Consider the following 18,586-nt stretch of genomic DNA (forward strand, 5'->3'; position numbering starts at 1 on the left):
ACTTGTCGTTGATTGAAGGCATGGCTTGTTCCCGATGTCGCGTGAGCAGGGCATTGCTGTCATACGCTTTATCACCGCGCACCGCCGTGCCCACCTGAGCCACGAGAAGAGCAGGACTTCAGCGCGCCGGCGGCCCCCATCTGGTTACGCCGCCGCCGTCAACCTCTCACCAGCGATGCGATAGGAGATCGCTTCGGCAAGATGCAAGCGCCCAACCGTCGGCTTGCCATCGAGATCGGCGAGCGTGCGGGCGACCTTGAGGACGCGGTGGTAGCCGCGGGCGGAGAATTTCATCTTTTCGGCAGCGTCTCGCAGCAGCTGCAGGCCGGCGGCATCAGGTTCGGCGAATTTTTCGATCATCGCGGTGGAGCAGCGGGCGTTGGTGCCGATATCCCTGGCGCCGGCGCGCTCGAAGCGCTCCTGCTGGAGCTCACGGGCCCGGGCGACGCGGCGGGCGACGTCGGCGCTGGCCTCGGCTGCCATCGGCCGAATGAGGTCGGCGGCCGAGACGGCGGGCACGTCGATGCGGATATCGATGCGGTCCATCAGCGGGCCGGAGATGCGGGCCTGATAGTCGCTCATGCAGCGCGGGCCGCGGGCGCAGGTGTGGCCGGGCTCACCGGCCATGCCGCAGCGGCAGGGGTTCATCGCCGCGATCAGCTGGAATTTCGCCGGGTAGGAGACGCGGTGGTTGGCCCGGGCAACGACGCATTCGCCGCCTTCGAGCGGCTGGCGCAGCGCGTCCAGCGCCTGCGGCGTGAACTCGGGAAATTCGTCGAGGAAGAGCACGCCGTGATGGGCAAGCGAGGCTTCGCCGGGACGGGCGCGCAGCCCGCCGCCGACAAGGGCGGCCATGGTGGCGGAGTGGTGCGGGGTTCGGAAAGGCCGGCGGTCGGACAGCTTGCCGCCGGTGAGCTGGCCGGCGATCGAATGAACCATCGACACTTCAAGCAGTTCGGCGGGCGAAAGCGGCGGCAGGATCGACGGCAGCCGCGACGCCAGCATCGACTTGCCGGAACCGGGAGGTCCGACCATCAGCAGGTTGTGGCCGCCGGCGGCCGCCACCTCGAGCGCGCGCTTGGCGCTTTCCTGGCCCTTGATCTCGGCCAGATCAGGCAGGTTGGCGGCATTGGCGCGTATCGACGGCTCCGGCCGGGAGAGCACCTGCGTGCCGCGGAAATGATTGGCAAGAGCAATCAGGCTGCGCGGGGCGAGAATATCGACCTCGGCGCCGGCCCAGGCGGCCTCGGCGCCGCTTTCGGCCGGGCAGATCAGTCCCTTGCCGAGCGCATTGGCGCCGATGGCGGCCGGCAGCGCGCCAGCGATGGCGGCGATCGTGCCATCGAGATTGAGTTCGCCGACGACCACAAAATCCGACAGCGCATCGGCAGGAATGGCGCCGAGGGCCGCCATCAGCGCGAGCGCGATCGGCAGATCGAAATGCGAGCCTTCCTTCGGCAGATCGGCCGGCGCCAGATTGACGGTCACTCGCTTGCCAGGCAGCGCCAGGCCGGAGGCGTGAAGCGCGGCCTGCACGCGCTCGCGGCTTTCGGCCACCGCCTTGTCGGGCAGACCGACGATCTGCATGCCGACCTTGCCGGGCGCGATCATGACCTGGACCTCGACCGGCACGCCCTCGATGCCCTGGAATGCCACCGTACTGACACGCGCGACCATATGCCCACCCTTGTCCCGCAAACTCTTAGAGACCGCCCCTGTGGCCGTTGAAAGCCAGCGGTTGCAATCTGGCACGGAAGCAGGACTAAAACAAGAACAATAAAAGAACGCAGGCGGATATCAGCGGTGATCGCGGTTGTACCCGATCGCCGCCTCAGGTGCGCTTGCGCTCGATTGCATCCCAGAGCAGGCTTGCTATGTCGGCGCCGCCGAACTTCCTGACCTCGCGGATGCCTGTCGGCGAGGTGACGTTGATCTCGGTCATGTAATCGCCGATCACGTCGATGCCGACGAGCAGGAAGCCGCGTTCACGCAGAGCGGGACCAATACGCTTGCAGATCTCTTTTTCGCGCGGCGTCAGTTCGGTCGCCTCGGCGCGGCCGCCGACATGCATGTTGGAGCGGCTGTCATGCTCGGCCGGCACGCGGTTGATGGCGCCGGCGAACTCGCCGTCGACCAGGATGATGCGTTTGTCGCCCTTGCGCACGTCGGGCAGATATTGCTGGGCGATGAAAGGCTCGCGGAAAAGCTGGCCGAACATTTCCAGTAGCGAGGAGAGATTGCGGTCGTCGCGGGTCGAATGGAAGACGCCGGCGCCGCCATTGCCGTAGAGCGGCTTCAGGATGATGTCGCCCATCTCGTCGCGGAAGCGGCGGATCTCGGCCGGGTCCTTGGTGATCAGCGTCTTCGGCATCAGGTCGGAAAATTCGGTGACGAAGATTTTCTCCGGGGAATTGCGCACCCAGGCCGGATCGTTGACGACGAGCGTCTTCGGGTGGATGCGCTCGAGCAGATGCGTCGAGGTGATATAGGCCATGTCGAAGGGCGGATCCTGACGCAGCAGCACCACATCCATGGTCGAGAGATCGACGCGCTCGGGCGTGCCGAGCTCGAAGTGATCGCCCTTGACGTCGCGCAGCAGCATCGGCTCGACGCTGGCAAAAAGCTTGCCGTCGCGGAAGCTCAGGCGGTCAGGGGTATAGTGGAAAAGCCTATAGCCGCGCGCCTGCGCTTCCAGGCTCATGGCGAAGGTAGAGTCACCTGCGATATTGATGCCGGCGACATGATCCATCTGGACCGCTACATTGGTGATCTTGGCCATTTCCGTCCCTCGCTGAATGCCGGACAGATGTAGGTCGGCCGGGCATCAAACGCAACGGCCAATCAAGGGCGGCAAAGGCCGGTGATCGTCAGGCGGCGATCCCCTGGTTGCCGCCATTGCGCAGCAGGTTGCGCAAGCGATAGGCGATCGCCAAGGGCTTGGGGAACGGCTTGCGCAGGAAGGCGACCTTGCGGACGTAATTGTCGACGCGCCAGCTGGCCCAGGTCCCACCCGCGAAAAAGGCGACGTCGCCGGTGCGCAGGGTCCGTTCGGTGCCGTCTTCGGCGGTGATATGGACCTCGCCTTCGAGGATCATCACGGTCTCGTCCCAGCCGAAATACCAGCGGAATTCGCCTGCCGTGCAGTCCCAGATCGCCGTTAGCGACGCCTCGTCATGACCCCGCGAATGTTCTGCGGTGCGTGCTTGCGGATTGCCGCTGACAATCCAGTCCGGGTTGATCGGCGTCGATTTGAGCGGCAGCAAGTCGCTCGCATGGGCAATGAAGGATTTACCGGCCGGCTTCGCCACGACATACGGCACGGAGCGCGCAGCCATTGCGACCGCACTTGCAAACATCAGCTTCCAGGCCATGAAACAACCCCAATTGTTACCCCTACGCAGATTGCGATAGCAGAGAGTCGTAAGAAGCTGGTTCAAGCCGAAGCTAAAGTTTTAACGATCCGAAACCTCAGTACCGAGAGACGCTAAAACGCATCCGGAAAGTGCCGCGGCAGCCGGCCTGGCATGACCGCGACGATATCGTAGCGCTGGGAAAGGCGGGCCTGATCGGCCTGGCGGGCGAGCCAGAGATCGCTTGCCGCCCGTATCCGCTTCTGGGAGGCGACCGAGACGGCGTCGATAGCCGCAGTCTCGCCATGACGGGCTTTGACCTCTACAAAGACGGCGAGATCGCCCTTGCGGGCGACGATATCGATCTCGCCGAGCCGGGTTCGGTGGCGCAGCGCCAGTATGCGGTAGCCCTTCAGCATCAGGAAGACGGCGGCGACATATTCCGACATGCGGCCCCGTCGCAGCGCTTTCCTTTTGATGTCGGTGAGGTTTTTATCGCCCATTGCCGCCCTTCATCTCCAGCAGGCGCTGGTAGAGGACCTTGCGTGGCAGGCCGGTGAGACGCGCCGCCTCGGTCGCGGCCTTCGCCGTCGGCATCGACATCGACAGATCGGCAAGCACGGCCTCGACATCGGCTTCCGGCGTTTCCACAGGCTGCGGCGGACCGACGACGAGAACGATCTCGCCCTTGACGTTTTCCACCTGCTGGTAATGGGCGGCGAGTTCGGCCAGCGTACCGCGGCGGAATTCCTCATAAGTCTTGGTGAGCTCGCGGCAGACGGAAGCCGGCCTTGCCGGGCCGAGCACATCGGCGGCAGCAAGAAGTGTCGCAGCAATGCGATGGGGCGATTCAAAGAAGATCAGCGTCGCGGGTGCGGTGGCGAATTCACCGAGACGGTCGCGGCGAGCCTTGTCCTTCACCGGCAGGAAACCGGCGAAAAGAAAGGCGTCATTCGGCAGGCCGGAACCAATAAGGGCCGCGAGCGGCGCCGAGGCTCCGGGAATGGGAATGACACGGTATCCGGCGGCAATCGCCTGCTGGGCCAGCCGATAGCCGGGATCGGAGACGAGCGGCGTGCCAGCATCCGACACCAGCGCCACCGACCGGCCGGCCTCCAGCGCATCGATGAGCCGCGGGCCGGCCTCGTCGGCATTGTGCTCGTGATAGGCGAAGGGGCGGTTCTGGATGCCGTAACGATCGAGCAGAACGCGGGTGACGCGCGTATCCTCGCAGGCGAGCACGTCGGCGCCGGCCAACGTTTCCAATGCGCGCAACGTGATGTCGCCGAGATTGCCGATCGGGGTGGCGACGAGATAGAGCCCCGGCTCCAGCGGTCGCGCCGGCACCGTCATATTGTGCAGGCGGAAACTCCGCCTCGCGGCGGCATCCGCTGTGGTTTGCTCGTTCATGCCGTTTGCTTTCGTCCCGCCGTCATCAATCCTCTATGGGGACCTTTATGGGCGAGCCGCACCGCTTCGGCAAGGCTTCGGATTTCTGTGAGGATTGCTCCGGAAAACCGCAAATGCAGGCGCGCGGCCATCCATGCCTCTTGCAAAGCGATGCTGAAGTCTGCCATTTTGCCCCTCCACTCCCCCGGTCCACGGTCGGGAAAGCATTCTCGGGTGCTCGATGCGCCCGGACAGTCACGGTCGAAAGCGGTAGCATCCCATGCGTATTACTATTGAGCGGTCAAACCTGTTGAAATCGCTGAACCACGTCCACCGCGTGGTCGAACGTCGCAACACGATTCCGATCCTGTCCAACGTATTGCTCAAGGCCGACGGCCAGAACCTCGACATGAAGGCGACCGACCTCGACCTCGAAATCACCGAGGCGACGCCTGCCAGCGTCGAACAGGCCGGCGCCACCACAGTTCCGGCCCATCTTCTCTACGACATCGTGCGCAAGCTTCCCGACGGTTCGGAGGTGCTGCTGGCCACCAGCACCGACGGCGGCTCGATGACCGTGCAGTCCGGCCGCTCGAAATTCTCGCTGCAGTGCCTGCCGGAATCCGACTTCCCGGATCTGACCGCCGGCACCTTCACGCATAGCTTCAAGCTGAAGGCGTCCGATCTGAAGATGCTGATCGACCGCACCCAGTTCGCGATCTCGACGGAAGAGACGCGTTATTATCTGAACGGCATCTTCTTCCACACGATCGAGAGCAACGGCGAGCTGAAGCTTCGGGCGGTCGCGACAGACGGCCACCGGCTGGCCCGCGCCGATGTCGACGCGCCGTCCGGCTCCGAGGGCATGCCCGGCATCATCATTCCGCGCAAGACGGTCGGCGAACTGCAGAAGCTGGTCGACAATCCGGAAGCGATCGTCACCGTCGAGGTTTCCGACGCCAAGATCCGCATGACGATCGGCTCGATCGTTCTGACCTCGAAGCTGATCGACGGCACATTCCCGGATTACCAGCGCGTCATCCCCACAAGCAACGACAAGGAAATGCGCGTCGACTGCACAAGCTTCGCCCAGGCTGTCGACCGCGTCTCGACGATCTCCTCCGAGCGCGGCCGCGCCGTGAAGCTCGCGCTGTCCGACGGACAGCTGATGCTGACCGTCAATAATCCCGATTCCGGCAGCGCCACCGAAGAAGTCGCCGTCGGCTACGATACGGATGCGATGGAAATCGGCTTCAACGCCAAATATCTGCTCGACATCACCGCACAGCTTTCCGGCGAGGAAGCGATCTTCCTCCTGGCCGACGCCGGTTCGCCGACACTGATCCGCGACACCGCCGGCGACGACGCGCTCTACGTGCTGATGCCGATGCGCGTCTGACGGGAACGAAGGCGACCGCTTTCGGTTTTCCTCCTGTCGAACAGGAGGATTCCAGATGAAGAAGACGGGAGCGGTGCGCATCGGCATTTCAGGCTGGACTTATGCGCCCTGGCGCGGACAATTCTATCCGGAAGGCCTTCCGCAGAAGCAGGAGCTTTCCTACGCCGCCCGTCATTTCCGTTCGATCGAGATCAACGGCACCTTCTACGGATTGCAGAAGCCCGAAAGCTTCGGCCGCTGGCGGGACGAAACGCCTGACGATTTCGTCTTTGCGGTCAAGGGGCCGCGCTTCCTCACCCATGTCAGGCGACTGAAGGAGATCGAGGCGCCGCTCGCCAATTTCTTCGCCTCCGGCCTGCTCAGGCTCGGTCCCAAGCTTGGGCCGATCCTCTGGCAGTTCCCGCCTAACATGGCCTTCGATCCCGATCGTTTCGAAAACTTCCTGTCGCTGCTGCCGCATGATCACGACGCTGCGATAGCGCTTTCGAAGCGACATGACGAGCGCCTCAAACAGGCCTGGCTCGAAAGCGACGGACACCAGCCGATCCGCCATGCCCTAGAAATCCGCCACGACAGCTTTTGCTCAGCCGAGTTCATCCAGATGCTCCGGCGGCACAAGGCAGCGCTCGTCTGCGCCGATACGGTGAAATGGCCGCTGTTGATGGATATCACCGCCGACTTCATCTATTGCCGCCTGCATGGATCCGAGCAGCTCTATGTGAGCGGCTATGAAGACGAAGCGCTGGATATATGGGCGGAACGCATCCGCGCCTGGACAAGCGGTGGAGAACCTGGCGATGCGACGCGCGTTCTGGAGCCTCTGCCGGCGCGCGCCAAAGGCCGCGACGTCTATCTCTATTTCGACAATACCGACAAGAAGCTGCGCGCGCCTGTCGATGCGGGGCACCTGGCCGAAAGGCTTGCCGATCTCATGCCTCGTTCCCATCGAAACGCCGCATGAGTTGTTGATGCCGATGTCCTTGTTGCGAAAAACCTTGTCCTGAGAGCGACAAGCAGCATATTAAGACGGTCGATCAACGTGCGGATGGGTGGAGAATGCGCTTACGGGTCAAGGTGAAGGAACGGCTGGGGAAGAAATTCGATGATGAAATCCGCTTCTTCCGGGGCATGATGCAGGGACCGAAGACGGTGGGCTCCATCGTGCCGACCTCCTCAATCACCGCCAAGCGCATGGCCAGCGTCATCGACCTCAGTTCCGAGCTGCCGGTGCTCGAACTCGGCCCCGGCACCGGCGCCATTACCAAGGCCATCCTCGGCCGCGGCGTCCGGCCGGAAAATCTGGTGGCGATCGAATATTCGACGGATTTCCACCAACATCTGCTACGGACCTATCCCGGTGTGAACTTCATCAACGGCGACGCCTTCGATCTCAAAACCACGCTCGGCGATTACGGCGACCAGACCTTCGATTGCGTCATCTCCTGCATTCCGCTTCTTAACTTCCCGATGGCGATGCGGGTCTCGCTGCTCGAAAGCCTGCTTGATCGCCTGCCTGCAGGACGGCCGGTGGTGCAGATCTCCTATGGCGCGATCTCGCCGATCGCCGCCAATGGCGATCGTTACAGCATTCATCATTTTGATTTCGTCATGCGCAATATTCCGCCGGCACAGCTCTGGATCTACCGGCGAGGATAAATGTTCGGACTTTATATCACCCATCCGCAAGTCAAAATCGACCCGCAGGTTCCCGTTCCCAAATGGGGTCTCTCAGACATCGGCGCCGAACGCGCCCGCAAGGCTGCTTCGAGAGACTGGGCGAAACGGCTGACCCGCATCATCTCCAGCGACGAGACGAAGGCGATCGAGACGGCCGAAATCCTGGCGGAAGCATCCGGCACGAAAATCGAGATCGTCGACGCCATGCACGAGAACGACCGTTCGGCCACCGGCTTCCTGCCGCCGCCACAATTCGAAGAGGCGGCGAACTGGTTCTTTGCCAATCCCGAAGAAAGCTTCAAGGGCTGGGAGCGCGCCATCGATGCGCAGGCCCGGATCGTAGCGGCGGTCAAGGCCGTTCTCGCCACCCATGATACGGCATCACCGATCGCCTTCGTCGGCCACGGCGGCGTCGGCACGCTGCTCAAATGCCATCTGGCGGGGCGGCCGATCTCCCGCGACCGCGACCAGCCGGGCGGCGGCGGCAATCTCTATGCTTTCGGCCTTGCGGATGTCAGTTTAACATGCGACTGGACACCCATCGAAGAGTGGCGGGGGTGACTTCACATGGACGCACGCGAGCGGCTGATCGTCGGCCTGGATGTTCCAGCGATCGGCGAGGCGGAAAGACTGGTTTCCACGCTCGGCGACGACATTCTCTTCTATAAGATCGGTTATCAGTTGGTCTTTGCCGGCGGTCTGGAATTCGCCCGCGACCTTGCCGCGAGCGGCAAGAAGATTTTTCTCGACATGAAGCTGCTCGACATCGACAACACCGTCGCCTCCGGCGTCGAGAATATCGCCAAGATGGGCATGTCGATGCTGACGCTGCATGCCTATCCGAAGGCGATGCGGGCGGCGGTGGAGGCTGCGGCCGGCTCCGGCCTCTGCCTGCTCGGCGTCACCGTGCTGACCTCCATGGATGCCGAGGACCTCGCCGAGGCCGGCTACAGTCAAGACCCGCACGGCCTGGTGCTCAGGCGCGCCGGACAGGCTCGCGCCGCCGGCATGGGCGGCATCGTCTGCTCGGCGGCGGAGGCGGCCGAGGTGCGGGAGATCGTCGGGCCCGATATGGTGATCGTCACCCCTGGCATTCGCCCGACCGGCAGCGACAAGGGCGACCAGAAGCGGGTGATGACGCCTTTCGACGCGCTGAAGGCGGGATCGACCCATCTCGTCGTCGGCCGGCCGATCGTCAAGGCGCCCGATCCGAGAGAGGCCGCCCGCGCCGTCCTCAACGAGATGGTGAGCGCGCTCTGGCCGGCAAACCGCTGAAAGAAGAGAAAGAGAGAAGATCATGGCCAAGGCATATTGGATCGCCCGCGTCGACGTCCGCGACGCCGAGCGCTACAAGGACTACGTGGCGGCGGCCAAACCGGCCTTCGAAAAATACGGCGCGAATTTCCTGGCGCGCGGCGGCGCCATCACCGAGCTTGAGGGCAAGGCGCGCGCCCGCAACGTCGTGATCGAATTCCCTTCGATGCAGCATGCGGTGGATTGCTACAATTCGCCGGAATACCAGATCGCCGCCAAAATCCGCCAGGAAGTGGCGGATGCGGAAATGGTCGTCGTCGAAGGCGCCTGAGCGCCTTCGCATGCGCAAAACTCGCGGCGCAATAGGCCTTCCCGTCGCCCCGGGATTGGGCTAATACGGGTGCCGACAAAGCATCCCTAAGCCTTTCGAGGAACCTGCCATGACCCTTGCCAACCTGCCGCCGCTCGTCACCGTGTTCGGAGGCTCCGGCTTCGTCGGCAGGCACGTGGTGCGGGCGCTGGCCAAGCGCGGCTATAGCATCCGCGTCGCCGTGCGCCGGCCCGATCTCGCCGGCTTCCTGCAGCCGCTCGGCAATGTCGGCCAGATCTCCTTCGTGCAGGCGAACCTGCGCTATCGCAACTCGATCGATCGTGCCGTCGAGGGCGCCAGCCACGTCGTCAACTGCGTCGGCATCCTGCACGAGACCGGCCGCAACACTTTTGACGCCGTACAGGAATTCGGCGCGCGCGCGGTCGCCGAAGCGGCGCGCAATGCAGGCGCCACCCTCACCCATATTTCGGCGATCGGCGCCAATGCCAATTCCGATTCGGATTATGGCCGCACCAAAGGCCGTGCGGAAGCCGCGATCCTCTCGATCAAGCCGGATGCAGTGATCTTTCGCCCATCGATCGTCTTCGGACCCGAGGATAGCTTCTTCAACAAGTTCGCCGACATGGCCCGGATGTCGCCCGTCCTGCCGCTGGTCGGCGGCGGCAAGACGAAATTCCAGCCGGTCTATGTCGAGGACGTCGCCGAGGCGGTCGCCCGCGCCGTCGACGGCAAGGTCGCCGCCGGCAAGATCTATGAACTCGGCGGACCCGAGGTGCTGAGCTTCCGCGAATGTCTCGAGCTGATGCTGAAGGTGACGAGCCGCAAGAATCCGCTGGTGTCCCTGCCCTTCGGCCTGGCTTCGCTGATCGGCAGCGTCGCCTCGCTAATCCCGTTCGTGACGCCGCCGATCACCCCGGATCAGGTGCGCCTGCTCAAGCGCGACAATGTTGTTTCCGCAGAAGCTGAGGCGGAAGGCCGCACACTGAAGGGGCTCGGCATCGCGCCCACCATGCCGGCATCGGTGCTCGAGTCCTATCTCGTGCAGTACCGTCCACACGGCCAGTATACCGGCTCCGGCAAGGCTGCCTGACCATACTACCCGAGTAACGATAGCGCCGCCCGCGATCCGCGGGCGGCATTTTGCTTTGCGGCAGCAACTTAACCGTTATGGCGCCTTTTGCGCCTCTGGAAAGGCGTCCGGCGCACTCATGCCCGCGCAAGCTCCTGCCCGCTATATCGAGCAGCGTTGCATAAAAGGCGCAGCGGAAATTTTGTGGAGTTAACGGCAAATTTAGCAGGAACGTTTATTGCTATTTGCCATTCCACTGACTACCAAACCCCGCGCGTCTCCAATGGACTCGACGCCTGCGAAAGCGTGCGGCAATCACTGTGAAAGGCATTTCTCGATGGGCAAGTCAATCGCGCTCCTTTTTGCGTGTGCGGCGCTGATTATCATGGCAGGCTCCTTCGTTGCGCCCGGTTCGGTCGCGGCGGTCAAGGGCGACTGCTCGCCGGCTTACGGCGTCGATCCTTGCTCGACGGCTTCGATCCGCCACTGACGAAAGCCTGCGCTTGGCGCCGGTCTCTACGCAGACTGATTGCGAGAGCGGATGCCTAACCAGGGCCTTTCAAACAACGCTCGCCCTTGCCTGCGTTCCGTCGACGGGCGCACAGTCCTCACCATTGCGCTTGAGCGCGTCGCGTCCGCGCCGGGAGTTGCGCGGACGCGACGGTGGGAGCATCTCAGCTGATCATGCCTGTTGTGGCCATGCCGAGCAGCAGGACACCGAGAATGATGCGGTAGACGGCAAACAGCGTAAAGCGGTTGCTCCGGATATAGGCAAGCAGCCATTTGACCGCGATGAACGCGACGATGGTGGAGACGACGAAGGCGATGGCGAGCGCAGTCCAGTCTTCACCTGCCGCGCCGCCATCCCTGAAGGCTTTCAGCAGTTCATAGCCGCTTGCGGCGTACATTGTGGGGATGCCGACGAGAAAGGCGAATTCCGTCGCCGCAGCGCGATTGCCCGTACCGGCCAGCATAGCGATGAAAATCGTAGCGCCGGAGCGCGACGTTCCCGGGAAAACGCCGGCAACGATCTGGGCAATGCCGACCAGGATGGCGACAAGCCAGGTGATCTGTTTATGCGGCGGCCGGCGCGCGGCAGCCCATTCGGCAAAGATCATCCAGATACCGCCGATGATCAGCGCCCAGGCGATCGGCGTCGCCGTCTCCGGCAGTTCGAAGCCGAGCTTCTTCACGACGAAGCCGAGGATGGCGGTGATGAGGAAGGCGACGATCAGCTTGGCGGCATAGTCGCGATTCTCAGGTTCCCGCCAGCCAAGCACCAGGTCGACGAGACGACGCCAGTAGATGATGGTCACAGCAAGGATGGCGCCTGCCTGGATAACGATGTTGAACATGTCCGACCGATGACCCAGCCATTGCTCGGCAATGATGAGATGGCCGGTGCTCGAGATCGGCAGAAATTCGGTGATTCCCTCAATGACACCTAGAATCGCGGCATTTATATAATCCATACATTGTCTCCGGTTTAGAGTTCGGCCGGGCCTGAGCGCTTGGGTCGATCAGGCTGCCGCTTCCATTCGTTCGTTAGACCGTGTTTTGCCATCGTCAGATGGCGTAAAATCCGATTCGCTTGTATTGGCGGGGCCAAGCTCCTATAGCTTCAACCAATGAGTCATGACTAGGGCGCTATAAATGAGCTGCCGCACAGTCCTGTAACAGCAATCATAAAGCACGAGTATCGATGCCCACGCTTTATCACCATCCCATGTCATCCGCATCTCGCTTCGTCCGGCTGATCCTGGCGGAATACGGCTATCAGACGGATCTGATCGAGGAGCAGACATGGGAGAAGCGCCGGGATTTCCTGGCGCTCAACCCGGCCGGCACGCTGCCGGTCTATGTCGACGACAGCATGCGAGCGCTCTGCGGCGCAAGCGTCATTTCCGAATATCTCGACGAAACGCACGGGGTCCTGAAGCGCGACCGGCGGCTGCTTGCCGAGGACCCTTTCCAGCGGGCAGAAATCCGCAGGCTGACCGAATGGTTCATGCAGAAGATGGAAAACGACGTGACGAAGCCGCTCGCGCGTGAGCGTGTCTACAAGTTGCAGATGACCGCCGATCAGGGTGGCGGAGCGCCGGATTCCAAGATTTTACGCACGGCTCGCGCGAATATCCGCCAGCATATGCGTTATCTCACCTGGCTAGCAGGCTCGCGCCAATGGCTGGCGGGCGAGCGGATGAGCTACGCGGATCTCGCCGCCGCCGCCTCGGTCTCGATCCTCGATTATCTCGGGGAAATCGAGTGGGCCGAAGCCCCTGTCGTCAAGGAGTGGTACCAGCGGCTGAAGTCGCGCCCCTCCTTCCGGCCGATGCTGACCGAGCGAGTGCGCGGCCTGACGCCCGTTTCACACTATGCCGATCTGGATTTCTGACGAGGGCTCCCATGCCCGAAGCTCATAGAGATGACAAAGAACAACGCCGCCGCGACAATTTGACCGAGTTTGTCCGGGCGGAATCTGCCGCCAAGGGCTTCGATCTCTGTCGCATCACGCGTCCCGACGCGATCCCAGACGCGAAGCAGCGCCTCGGAGAGTTCATCGAGGCCGGGCGGCACGGGACGATGGAGTGGATGGCGGAGACGCGCGAGCGGCGCGGCGATCCCATGAAGCTCTGGAGCGAGGTGCGATCCGTCGTCGTCTTCGGCCTCAACTACGCCCCCGATGAGGATCCACGCAGCATTCTCGAGAAGCCGGACAGAGCGGCGATCTCCGTCTATGCCCGCAACCGCGACTATCACGACGTCATCAAGGGCCGGTTGAAGGAGATCGCCACGCGTTTTGCGGCGCGGGCCGGCGCCGACGTCAAGGTGTTCGTCGACACGGCGCCAGTCATGGAAAAGCCGCTGGCGGCCGCCGCCGGTCTCGGCTGGCAGGGCAAACACACCAATCTCGTCAGCCGCACGCATGGTTCGTGGCTGTTCCTCGGCACGATGTTCACCACCGCCGATCTTGCCGTCGATGCGCCGGAGAACGACCATTGCGGCTCGTGCCGCGCCTGTCTCGACGCCTGCCCCACGGCCGCCTTCCCGGCGCCCTACCAGATCGACGCGCGGCGCTGCATCTCGTATCTCACCATCGAGCACAAGGGACCGATCGATCCCGAGTTGCGGGTGCTGATCGGCAACCGCATCTATGGCTGCGACGACTGTCTCGCCGCCTGTCCCTGGAACAAGTTCGCAAGTGCTGCCTCCGAGATGAAGCTGCAGGCGCGGGAAGAGCTGCAGGAGCCGTCCATCGCCTTTCTGCTGACGCTCGACGATCCCGCTTTTCGCGCCTTTTTCAGCGGCTCGCCGGTGAAGCGGATCGGCCGTGACCGTTTCGTCCGCAACGTGCTGATCGCCGCCGGCAATTCCGGCGAGAAAGCGCTCATCGCGCAATGCCGCCTGCTCGCCGACGATGCCTCGCCGGTGGTTCGGGGGATGGCGGTCTGGGCGCTTTCAAGGCTGATGGAGACTGGCGAATTCTCGGCCTTTGCCGCAGAAAGGGCTGGTGAGAGCGACGACGACGTTCTGAACGAATGGCGGCTGGCAGGAGTGGGCTGATGCATGTGATGATCTTTGGCTGCGGTTTTTCCGGCACGGCGATCGCCGAGGCCTTCGCCGGCGACGGCGTGCGCGTCTCCGGAACGACCCGTTCGGCAGAGAAGATGGAAGCGCTCCGCCGCGCCGGCATCGAGGCATTCCTGTTCGATGGCGAGACCATGGAAGAGCGACTCGTCGAAGCTTTGGCTGATGTCACCCATCTGGTGCAGTCGATCGCACCTGGGAAGGCCGACCCGCTGCTGCGGCTGCTTGATAAAGACGGCGCGGGCCTGCTGCCGAGGCTCGAATGGATCGGCTATCTCTCCACCGTCGGCGTGTATGGCGATCACAAGGGCGCATGGATCGACGAGGAAACGCCCTGCATCCCCGTTTCCGGACGGTCGAAAGAACGGCTCGAGGCCGAAGAGGGCTGGCTGGCGATGGGTCGCGAGCGCGGCGTGCCGGCGGCGGTGCTGCGTCTTTCCGGCATTTACGGGCCGGGGCGCAACGCCTTCTGCAATCTCGAAAAGGGCACGGCGCGGCGGCTGATCAAGAAGGACCAGGTCTTCAACCGCATCCGCGTCGAGGATATCGGCGCGGCGGCACGCTTCTTGTCGGCGCGTGGCCTCGGCGGCATCTATAATGTCACCGACGACCGGCCGGGGCCACCGCAGGATGTGATCGTCGAAGCGGCACGGCTGATGGGTGTCGAACCGCCCCCGGAACAGGCTTTCGAAACCGCCGAACTGACGCCGATGGCGCGTTCTTTCTACGGCGAGAACAAGCGGGTTTCGAATGCGAAACTGAAGGCTGCCGGCTTCGAATTCTCCTTCCCGACATACCCTATGTCGCTTGCACAATTGTGGCGGGACGGGCGCTGGCGCGGTTAAACTAGGCCACCATTTCTGGCCCGTTGTCATCACCCGAAATGAGTAGGAAATTCCTACTTTCCTCATTTATCAGAATAATTCTCGCGGCATATTATAGTTAACGGCCTTTGAATTTGTCCAAATGTGGCAACGAATATGGCAGAACCAGAAAAAAAATTTCGCTAATTTTGTGAATGCCGGGAAGTTTGATTTCCTATGGAAAAAATCATCTGAGTTTTAGCTGATTTCATTGCGTTTTTTCCACACTCTGCCGGACGCGGCGAAATCTCATATTTAATCAATGACATCACTAATATTACAGAATGTAACATTCCGTGATAGCGTGCGGCACTTTTTTGCCACTTTTCGACGGATTTAAGCCCCGCCGCCTGCAAGGGCGTGAGTTCAATAGTTGAGGGATAATCCGTTTTGAAGAAAATCAGCCGTTCTATTATCGCTGCCGCAACTATTGCAGCCTGCTCTTCCATGCTTCCGGCGGAAGGTTTTGCTGCAAATGGCTGTGGCGGTGCTTCATGGTACGCACTACGCTCCAAAACTGCTTCCGGAGAACGTATGAACCCCGCCATCTTGACTGCCGCACATCGTTCGCTCGCATTCGGCACCAAGGTGAAGGTCACCAACCGCAACAATGGCCGCACCGTCGTCGTCCGCATCAATGATCGCGGTCCGTTCATCCGCGGCCGTGTACTCGATCTGTCGCGCGCCGCCGCACAGAATATCGGCATGGTGAGCTCCGGCACGGCGAAGGTCTGCTACCAGGTCATCAGCTAAGCCCCGACTGCGCCGTAAGCGGCGCTTGCTCTTGCCGCCAATCGCGGTTACCACGCGATTGAACCCTGTAGACAATCCGCCGAGCCTCTGTGTGCGGAGCGTTCACATGGCATGGCAACAGGAGATATGTGAATGCGTCTGGGCGGCCGCCTCGAAGGGGCGATTTCTGTGCTCGCGGATATCGATGCCCGCAAGCGGCCAGTCGCCGACGCGCTGAAGGACTGGGGGCTGGCGCACCGCTTCGCCGGTTCCGGCGATCGCGCCGCAATCGGCAATATCGTCTACGACGCCTTGCGCATGCGGCTTTCGCATGCCTGGCTGATGGACGACGACAGCGCCGCCGCCATTGCCCACGCCGTCATGTTCCGTCAATGGGGCTTCACATCGGACAGCCTCGCCGCTGAACTCGCCGACGACAAGTTCGCGCCGGCTCCACTTCCGGCCGAAGCCCTCGCGGCCTTTGCAAGCCGCTCGCTCGACGACGCGCCGCCGCATATCCGCGGCGATATTCCCGAATGGGTTCAATCCTCCTTCGAACAGGCTTTCGGCACGGGCTGGCTCACCGAGGCACAGGCGCTTGCCGCCCGCCCCACACTTGATCTGCGCGCCAACATCCTCAAAGCCTCGCGCGACAAGGCCGTAAAGGCGCTCGAAAGAGCCGGCGCGCATGCGGCGAAGATCGCCCGCTACGGCATCCGGATTGCCGCAGGCGAAGGCGCCTCGCGGCTTCCCAACGTGACAGCCGAGCTTTCGTTCCAGAAAGGCTGGTTCGAAGTCCAGGACGAAGGATCGCAGATCGTCGCCGATCTGGTGCTCGCCAAGGAGGGTGAACAGATCCTCGACTATTGCGCCGGCGGCGGCGGCAAGTCGCTCGCCATGGCCGCCGCCATGCAAAACAAGGGTCAGGTTCACGCCTACGACGCCGACCGCAAACGCCTTGCGCCGATCATCGAGCGACTGAAGCGAGCGGGCACCCGCAATGTCCAGGTGAATGACGACGCCAGGGGATTGTCTGGGCTTACCGGGCGCTGTGACAAGGTGCTGGTCGACGCGCCCTGCACCGGCACCGGGACGTGGCGGCGCCGCCCCGATACGAAATGGCGGCTGACGGCGAAGAACCTCGACGAACGCACCGCCCAGCAGCAGGACGCGCTGGCACAGGCGAGCGGCTTCGTCAAACCGGGCGGCGAGCTGATCTACGTCACCTGCTCGGTGCTGCCTCAAGAAAACGAGGAGCAGGTGCGCCGCTTCACTGCCGGAAGCCCCGATTTCCACATCGTCAGCGCCCTGCCCGCCTGGGACGCGCTTTTCGGAAAGCACGCGCCGCGTCCGCATTCCTCCGACGGCCTGACGGTGACGCTGACGCCGGCCTCCACCGACACGGACGGCTTCTTCTTCTGTCGCATGCAGCGCAAGGGCTGACGCCTCGCGGCATAAGCAGACGGAGGCGGCCCTCGGTAGCCGGACGGCCTGCTGATCTTCAGGCAGAATGCGCTTGAAATTGGCGGTTGACGATCATCCGCCATTCTTGAAATCATTCCAAACTAGAGCGTTTGACACCAGTTTGCTTTTGCGCGAAGAGACGGAGGCCGATTAGACGGAAGATCCGTCACAGGAGAGGATCATGAAGCTCAACAGCAAATTTTGCGCAGCCGTGCTGGCGATTGCCCCCGCAGCCCTGCTCGCCCATCCAGCGCAGGCCGAGACCGATGCTAGCGCCGTGGTGAAACACTATGCCGAGGTGGCGCACGCCAAATACGAGGACTCGCTGACGACGGCCAAGGCGCTCGACGCTGCGATCGACGCCTTCCTGAAGGCGCCGACCGACGAGACGCTGAAGACAGCGAAGGACGCCTGGATCAGGGCGCGCGTTCCCTACCAGCAGACGGAAGTCTATCGTTTCGGCAATCCGGTCGTCGACGACTGGGAAGGCAAGGTCAATGCATGGCCTCTCGACGAGGGCCTGATCGATTATGTCGATCCCTCCTACGGCACCGAGAGCGACGAAAACTCGCTCTATGTTGCGAATGTTATCGCCAACAAGGCGATCAAGATCGACGGCAAGGATGTCGACGCCTCGAAGCTGACGCCGGAATTCCTCTCCGGCACGCTGCAGGAAGCCGGCGGCATCGAAGCCAACGTCGCGACCGGTTATCATGCCATCGAATTCCTGCTCTGGGGTCAGGACCTTAACGGCACCGGGCCTGGCACCGGCAACCGTCCGGCAACGGATTACGACCTCAAGAATTGCACGCATGGCAATTGCGACCGTCGCGCCGAATATCTGAAATCGGCTTCCACCCTGCTCGTTTCCGACCTCCAGGAAATGGTGGACGACTGGAAGCCGGACGGGGCTGCGACGAAGAATGTCGAGGCCGATCCGAAGGCCGGCCTCGCCGCGATCCTGACGGGCATGGGCTCGCTTTCCTATGGCGAGCTTGCCGGCGAGCGCATGAAGCTAGGCCTGTTGCTGCATGATCCTGAAGAAGAGCATGATTGCTTCTCGGACAATACCTACAACTCGCACCTGAACGACGCGATCGGCATCGCCGCCGCCTATACCGGCAACTATACCCGCGTCGACGGCACCAAGCTCAGCGGCCCGTCGCTGCACGACCTCGTCGCCGCCAAGGACAAGACGCTCGATGCCGAGATGGAAGGCAAGCTCAACAAGACGCTCGATGCGATGAACGCCATGGCTAAACGGGGCGAGACGGTCGAGAAGTACGACCAGATGATCGGCGAAGGCAACAAGGAGGGCAATGCCGTCGTCCAGGCCGCCATCGACGGACTGATCGACCAGACGAAGTCGATCCAGCGCGTAATTGCCGCACTCGATCTCGGCACGGTTCAGCTTGAAGGTTCCGACAGCTTGGATAATCCTAACGCCGTCTTCAAATAAGCAAGAAGGCG

The 18,586-nt window shown here is 62.5% G+C and carries 21 protein-coding genes; 14 read left to right on the forward strand and 7 right to left on the reverse strand.

The window, feature by feature from the left end; translation table 11 throughout:
- Positions 1-144: 144 nt before the first annotated feature.
- The 5 genes from FFR93_RS18805 to rsmI all read right to left on the reverse strand — a co-directional run bounded on the left by FFR93_RS18805 (position 145) and on the right by rsmI (position 4,760).
- Positions 145-1,677 carry a YifB family Mg chelatase-like AAA ATPase gene (locus tag FFR93_RS18805; RefSeq protein WP_138394324.1) on the reverse strand — a complete coding sequence of 511 codons (1,533 nt, stop codon included), beginning with the start codon at positions 1,675-1,677 and terminating at the stop codon, positions 145-147.
- A 154-nt stretch (positions 1,678-1,831) separates the two neighbouring features.
- On the reverse strand, positions 1,832-2,779 hold the full coding sequence (gene gshB / locus FFR93_RS18810) for a glutathione synthase (RefSeq protein WP_064707718.1): 948 nt from the start codon (positions 2,777-2,779) through the stop codon (positions 1,832-1,834).
- 88 nt (positions 2,780-2,867) lie between these two features.
- Positions 2,868-3,371, reverse strand: a complete 504-nt coding sequence (locus FFR93_RS18815; protein WP_138394325.1) for a cupin domain-containing protein — start codon at positions 3,369-3,371, stop codon at positions 2,868-2,870.
- Positions 3,372-3,484: 113 nt separating this feature from the next.
- Entirely contained in the window at positions 3,485-3,853 is a 369-nt protein-coding gene (locus FFR93_RS18820; protein WP_138394326.1) for a YraN family protein, read from the reverse strand.
- Positions 3,843-4,760 (reverse strand): 16S rRNA (cytidine(1402)-2'-O)-methyltransferase, encoded by a 918-nt coding sequence (rsmI, locus tag FFR93_RS18825; RefSeq protein ID WP_138394327.1) that lies wholly within the window; start codon positions 4,758-4,760, stop codon positions 3,843-3,845. Before rsmI ends, FFR93_RS18820 begins: the two co-directional genes overlap by 11 nt.
- 259 nt (positions 4,761-5,019) lie before the next feature.
- Between rsmI and dnaN the strand changes: the two genes are divergently transcribed.
- The 8 genes from dnaN (at position 5,020) to FFR93_RS40950 (ending at position 10,959) form a co-directional block, all read left to right on the forward strand.
- Positions 5,020-6,138 (forward strand): DNA polymerase III subunit beta, encoded by a 1,119-nt coding sequence (gene dnaN, locus FFR93_RS18830; protein ID WP_064707714.1) that lies wholly within the window; start codon positions 5,020-5,022, stop codon positions 6,136-6,138.
- Between the two features lie 55 nt (positions 6,139-6,193).
- The gene (locus tag FFR93_RS18835; RefSeq protein WP_138394328.1) at positions 6,194-7,099 is read left to right on the forward strand and encodes a DUF72 domain-containing protein; all 906 of its coding nucleotides are present in this window, start codon (positions 6,194-6,196) and stop codon (positions 7,097-7,099) included.
- Positions 7,100-7,194: 95 nt separating this feature from the next.
- Positions 7,195-7,794 (forward strand): phospholipid N-methyltransferase PmtA, encoded by a 600-nt coding sequence (pmtA, locus tag FFR93_RS18840; protein WP_064707712.1) that lies wholly within the window; start codon positions 7,195-7,197, stop codon positions 7,792-7,794.
- A complete protein-coding gene (locus FFR93_RS18845) occupies positions 7,795-8,376 on the forward strand; it encodes a histidine phosphatase family protein (protein WP_138394329.1) in 582 nt (193 codons plus the stop codon).
- A 6-nt stretch (positions 8,377-8,382) separates the two neighbouring features.
- Positions 8,383-9,090 (forward strand): orotidine-5'-phosphate decarboxylase, encoded by a 708-nt coding sequence (pyrF, locus tag FFR93_RS18850; protein ID WP_138394330.1) that lies wholly within the window; start codon positions 8,383-8,385, stop codon positions 9,088-9,090.
- A gap of 22 nt (positions 9,091-9,112) precedes the next feature.
- Entirely contained in the window at positions 9,113-9,400 is a 288-nt protein-coding gene (locus FFR93_RS18855; protein ID WP_138394331.1) for a DUF1330 domain-containing protein, read from the forward strand.
- 109 nt (positions 9,401-9,509) lie between these two features.
- Positions 9,510-10,490 carry a complex I NDUFA9 subunit family protein gene (locus tag FFR93_RS18860; protein ID WP_138394332.1) on the forward strand — a complete coding sequence of 327 codons (981 nt, stop codon included), beginning with the start codon at positions 9,510-9,512 and terminating at the stop codon, positions 10,488-10,490.
- A 316-nt stretch (positions 10,491-10,806) separates the two neighbouring features.
- The gene (locus FFR93_RS40950; RefSeq protein ID WP_171049214.1) at positions 10,807-10,959 is read left to right on the forward strand and encodes a hypothetical protein; all 153 of its coding nucleotides are present in this window, start codon (positions 10,807-10,809) and stop codon (positions 10,957-10,959) included.
- A gap of 184 nt (positions 10,960-11,143) precedes the next feature.
- Here FFR93_RS40950 and FFR93_RS18865 read toward each other — a convergent pair whose 3' ends face one another.
- The gene (locus tag FFR93_RS18865; RefSeq protein ID WP_138394333.1) at positions 11,144-11,941 is read right to left on the reverse strand and encodes an undecaprenyl-diphosphate phosphatase; all 798 of its coding nucleotides are present in this window, start codon (positions 11,939-11,941) and stop codon (positions 11,144-11,146) included.
- Between the two features lie 230 nt (positions 11,942-12,171).
- Here FFR93_RS18865 and FFR93_RS18870 point away from each other — a divergent pair, with 230 nt between their 5' ends.
- The 3 genes from FFR93_RS18870 to FFR93_RS18880 are packed head-to-tail and all read left to right on the forward strand — an operon-like array spanning position 12,172 to position 14,902.
- A complete protein-coding gene (locus tag FFR93_RS18870) occupies positions 12,172-12,864 on the forward strand; it encodes a glutathione S-transferase family protein (protein ID WP_138394334.1) in 693 nt (230 codons plus the stop codon).
- 11 nt (positions 12,865-12,875) lie between these two features.
- Positions 12,876-14,033: a tRNA epoxyqueuosine(34) reductase QueG gene (queG, locus tag FFR93_RS18875; protein WP_138394335.1), complete on the forward strand. Its 1,158-nt coding sequence runs from the start codon at positions 12,876-12,878 to the stop codon at positions 14,031-14,033.
- Positions 14,033-14,902, forward strand: coding sequence for an SDR family oxidoreductase (locus FFR93_RS18880; protein ID WP_138394336.1), 870 nt, complete (start codon positions 14,033-14,035; stop codon positions 14,900-14,902). Before queG ends, FFR93_RS18880 begins: the two co-directional genes overlap by 1 nt.
- Before the next feature lie 161 nt (positions 14,903-15,063).
- On the opposite strand, the gene FFR93_RS41520 is transcribed toward FFR93_RS18880, so the two are convergent.
- Complete coding sequence (locus tag FFR93_RS41520; protein WP_246661341.1) at positions 15,064-15,468, reverse strand: hypothetical protein; 405 nt, start codon at positions 15,466-15,468, stop codon at positions 15,064-15,066.
- Between FFR93_RS41520 and FFR93_RS18885 the strand changes: the two genes are divergently transcribed.
- From FFR93_RS18885 to FFR93_RS18895, 3 genes are all read left to right on the forward strand, one after another.
- Complete coding sequence (locus FFR93_RS18885; protein ID WP_245296596.1) at positions 15,368-15,673, forward strand: septal ring lytic transglycosylase RlpA family protein; 306 nt, start codon at positions 15,368-15,370, stop codon at positions 15,671-15,673. The genes FFR93_RS41520 and FFR93_RS18885 overlap by 101 nt on opposite strands.
- Before the next feature lie 132 nt (positions 15,674-15,805).
- Positions 15,806-17,095, forward strand: a complete 1,290-nt coding sequence (locus FFR93_RS18890; RefSeq protein WP_138394337.1) for an RsmB/NOP family class I SAM-dependent RNA methyltransferase — start codon at positions 15,806-15,808, stop codon at positions 17,093-17,095.
- Positions 17,096-17,297: 202 nt separating this feature from the next.
- Positions 17,298-18,575, forward strand: a complete 1,278-nt coding sequence (locus FFR93_RS18895; protein WP_138394338.1) for an imelysin family protein — start codon at positions 17,298-17,300, stop codon at positions 18,573-18,575.
- The last annotated feature ends 11 nt before the right edge of the window (positions 18,576-18,586 follow it).

Source organism: Rhizobium sp. MHM7A, from assembly GCF_005862215.1.
Lineage (GTDB): Bacteria > Pseudomonadota > Alphaproteobacteria > Rhizobiales > Rhizobiaceae > Rhizobium > Rhizobium bangladeshense.

Bases quoted from the DNA above. Each gene is read 5' to 3' on its own strand.
- FFR93_RS18805 (WP_138394324.1), bottom strand. From the start codon at position 1,677: ATGGTCGCGCGTGTCAGTACGGTGGCATTCCAGGGCATCGAGGGCGTG.
- gshB (WP_064707718.1), bottom strand. From the start codon at position 2,779: ATGGCCAAGATCACCAATGTAGCGGTCCAGATGGATCATGTCGCCGGC.
- FFR93_RS18815 (WP_138394325.1), bottom strand. From the start codon at position 3,371: ATGGCCTGGAAGCTGATGTTTGCAAGTGCGGTCGCAATGGCTGCGCGC.
- FFR93_RS18820 (WP_138394326.1), bottom strand. From the start codon at position 3,853: ATGGGCGATAAAAACCTCACCGACATCAAAAGGAAAGCGCTGCGACGG.
- rsmI (WP_138394327.1), bottom strand. From the start codon at position 4,760: ATGAACGAGCAAACCACAGCGGATGCCGCCGCGAGGCGGAGTTTCCGC.
- dnaN (WP_064707714.1), top strand. From the start codon at position 5,020: ATGCGTATTACTATTGAGCGGTCAAACCTGTTGAAATCGCTGAACCAC.
- FFR93_RS18835 (WP_138394328.1), top strand. From the start codon at position 6,194: ATGAAGAAGACGGGAGCGGTGCGCATCGGCATTTCAGGCTGGACTTAT.
- pmtA (WP_064707712.1), top strand. From the start codon at position 7,195: ATGCGCTTACGGGTCAAGGTGAAGGAACGGCTGGGGAAGAAATTCGAT.
- FFR93_RS18845 (WP_138394329.1), top strand. From the start codon at position 7,795: ATGTTCGGACTTTATATCACCCATCCGCAAGTCAAAATCGACCCGCAG.
- pyrF (WP_138394330.1), top strand. From the start codon at position 8,383: ATGGACGCACGCGAGCGGCTGATCGTCGGCCTGGATGTTCCAGCGATC.
- FFR93_RS18855 (WP_138394331.1), top strand. From the start codon at position 9,113: ATGGCCAAGGCATATTGGATCGCCCGCGTCGACGTCCGCGACGCCGAG.
- FFR93_RS18860 (WP_138394332.1), top strand. From the start codon at position 9,510: ATGACCCTTGCCAACCTGCCGCCGCTCGTCACCGTGTTCGGAGGCTCC.
- FFR93_RS40950 (WP_171049214.1), top strand. From the start codon at position 10,807: ATGGGCAAGTCAATCGCGCTCCTTTTTGCGTGTGCGGCGCTGATTATC.
- FFR93_RS18865 (WP_138394333.1), bottom strand. From the start codon at position 11,941: ATGGATTATATAAATGCCGCGATTCTAGGTGTCATTGAGGGAATCACC.
- FFR93_RS18870 (WP_138394334.1), top strand. From the start codon at position 12,172: ATGCCCACGCTTTATCACCATCCCATGTCATCCGCATCTCGCTTCGTC.
- queG (WP_138394335.1), top strand. From the start codon at position 12,876: ATGCCCGAAGCTCATAGAGATGACAAAGAACAACGCCGCCGCGACAAT.
- FFR93_RS18880 (WP_138394336.1), top strand. From the start codon at position 14,033: ATGCATGTGATGATCTTTGGCTGCGGTTTTTCCGGCACGGCGATCGCC.
- FFR93_RS18885 (WP_245296596.1), top strand. From the start codon at position 15,368: ATGCTTCCGGCGGAAGGTTTTGCTGCAAATGGCTGTGGCGGTGCTTCA.
- FFR93_RS41520 (WP_246661341.1), bottom strand. From the start codon at position 15,468: ATGGCGGGGTTCATACGTTCTCCGGAAGCAGTTTTGGAGCGTAGTGCG.
- FFR93_RS18890 (WP_138394337.1), top strand. From the start codon at position 15,806: ATGCGTCTGGGCGGCCGCCTCGAAGGGGCGATTTCTGTGCTCGCGGAT.
- FFR93_RS18895 (WP_138394338.1), top strand. From the start codon at position 17,298: ATGAAGCTCAACAGCAAATTTTGCGCAGCCGTGCTGGCGATTGCCCCC.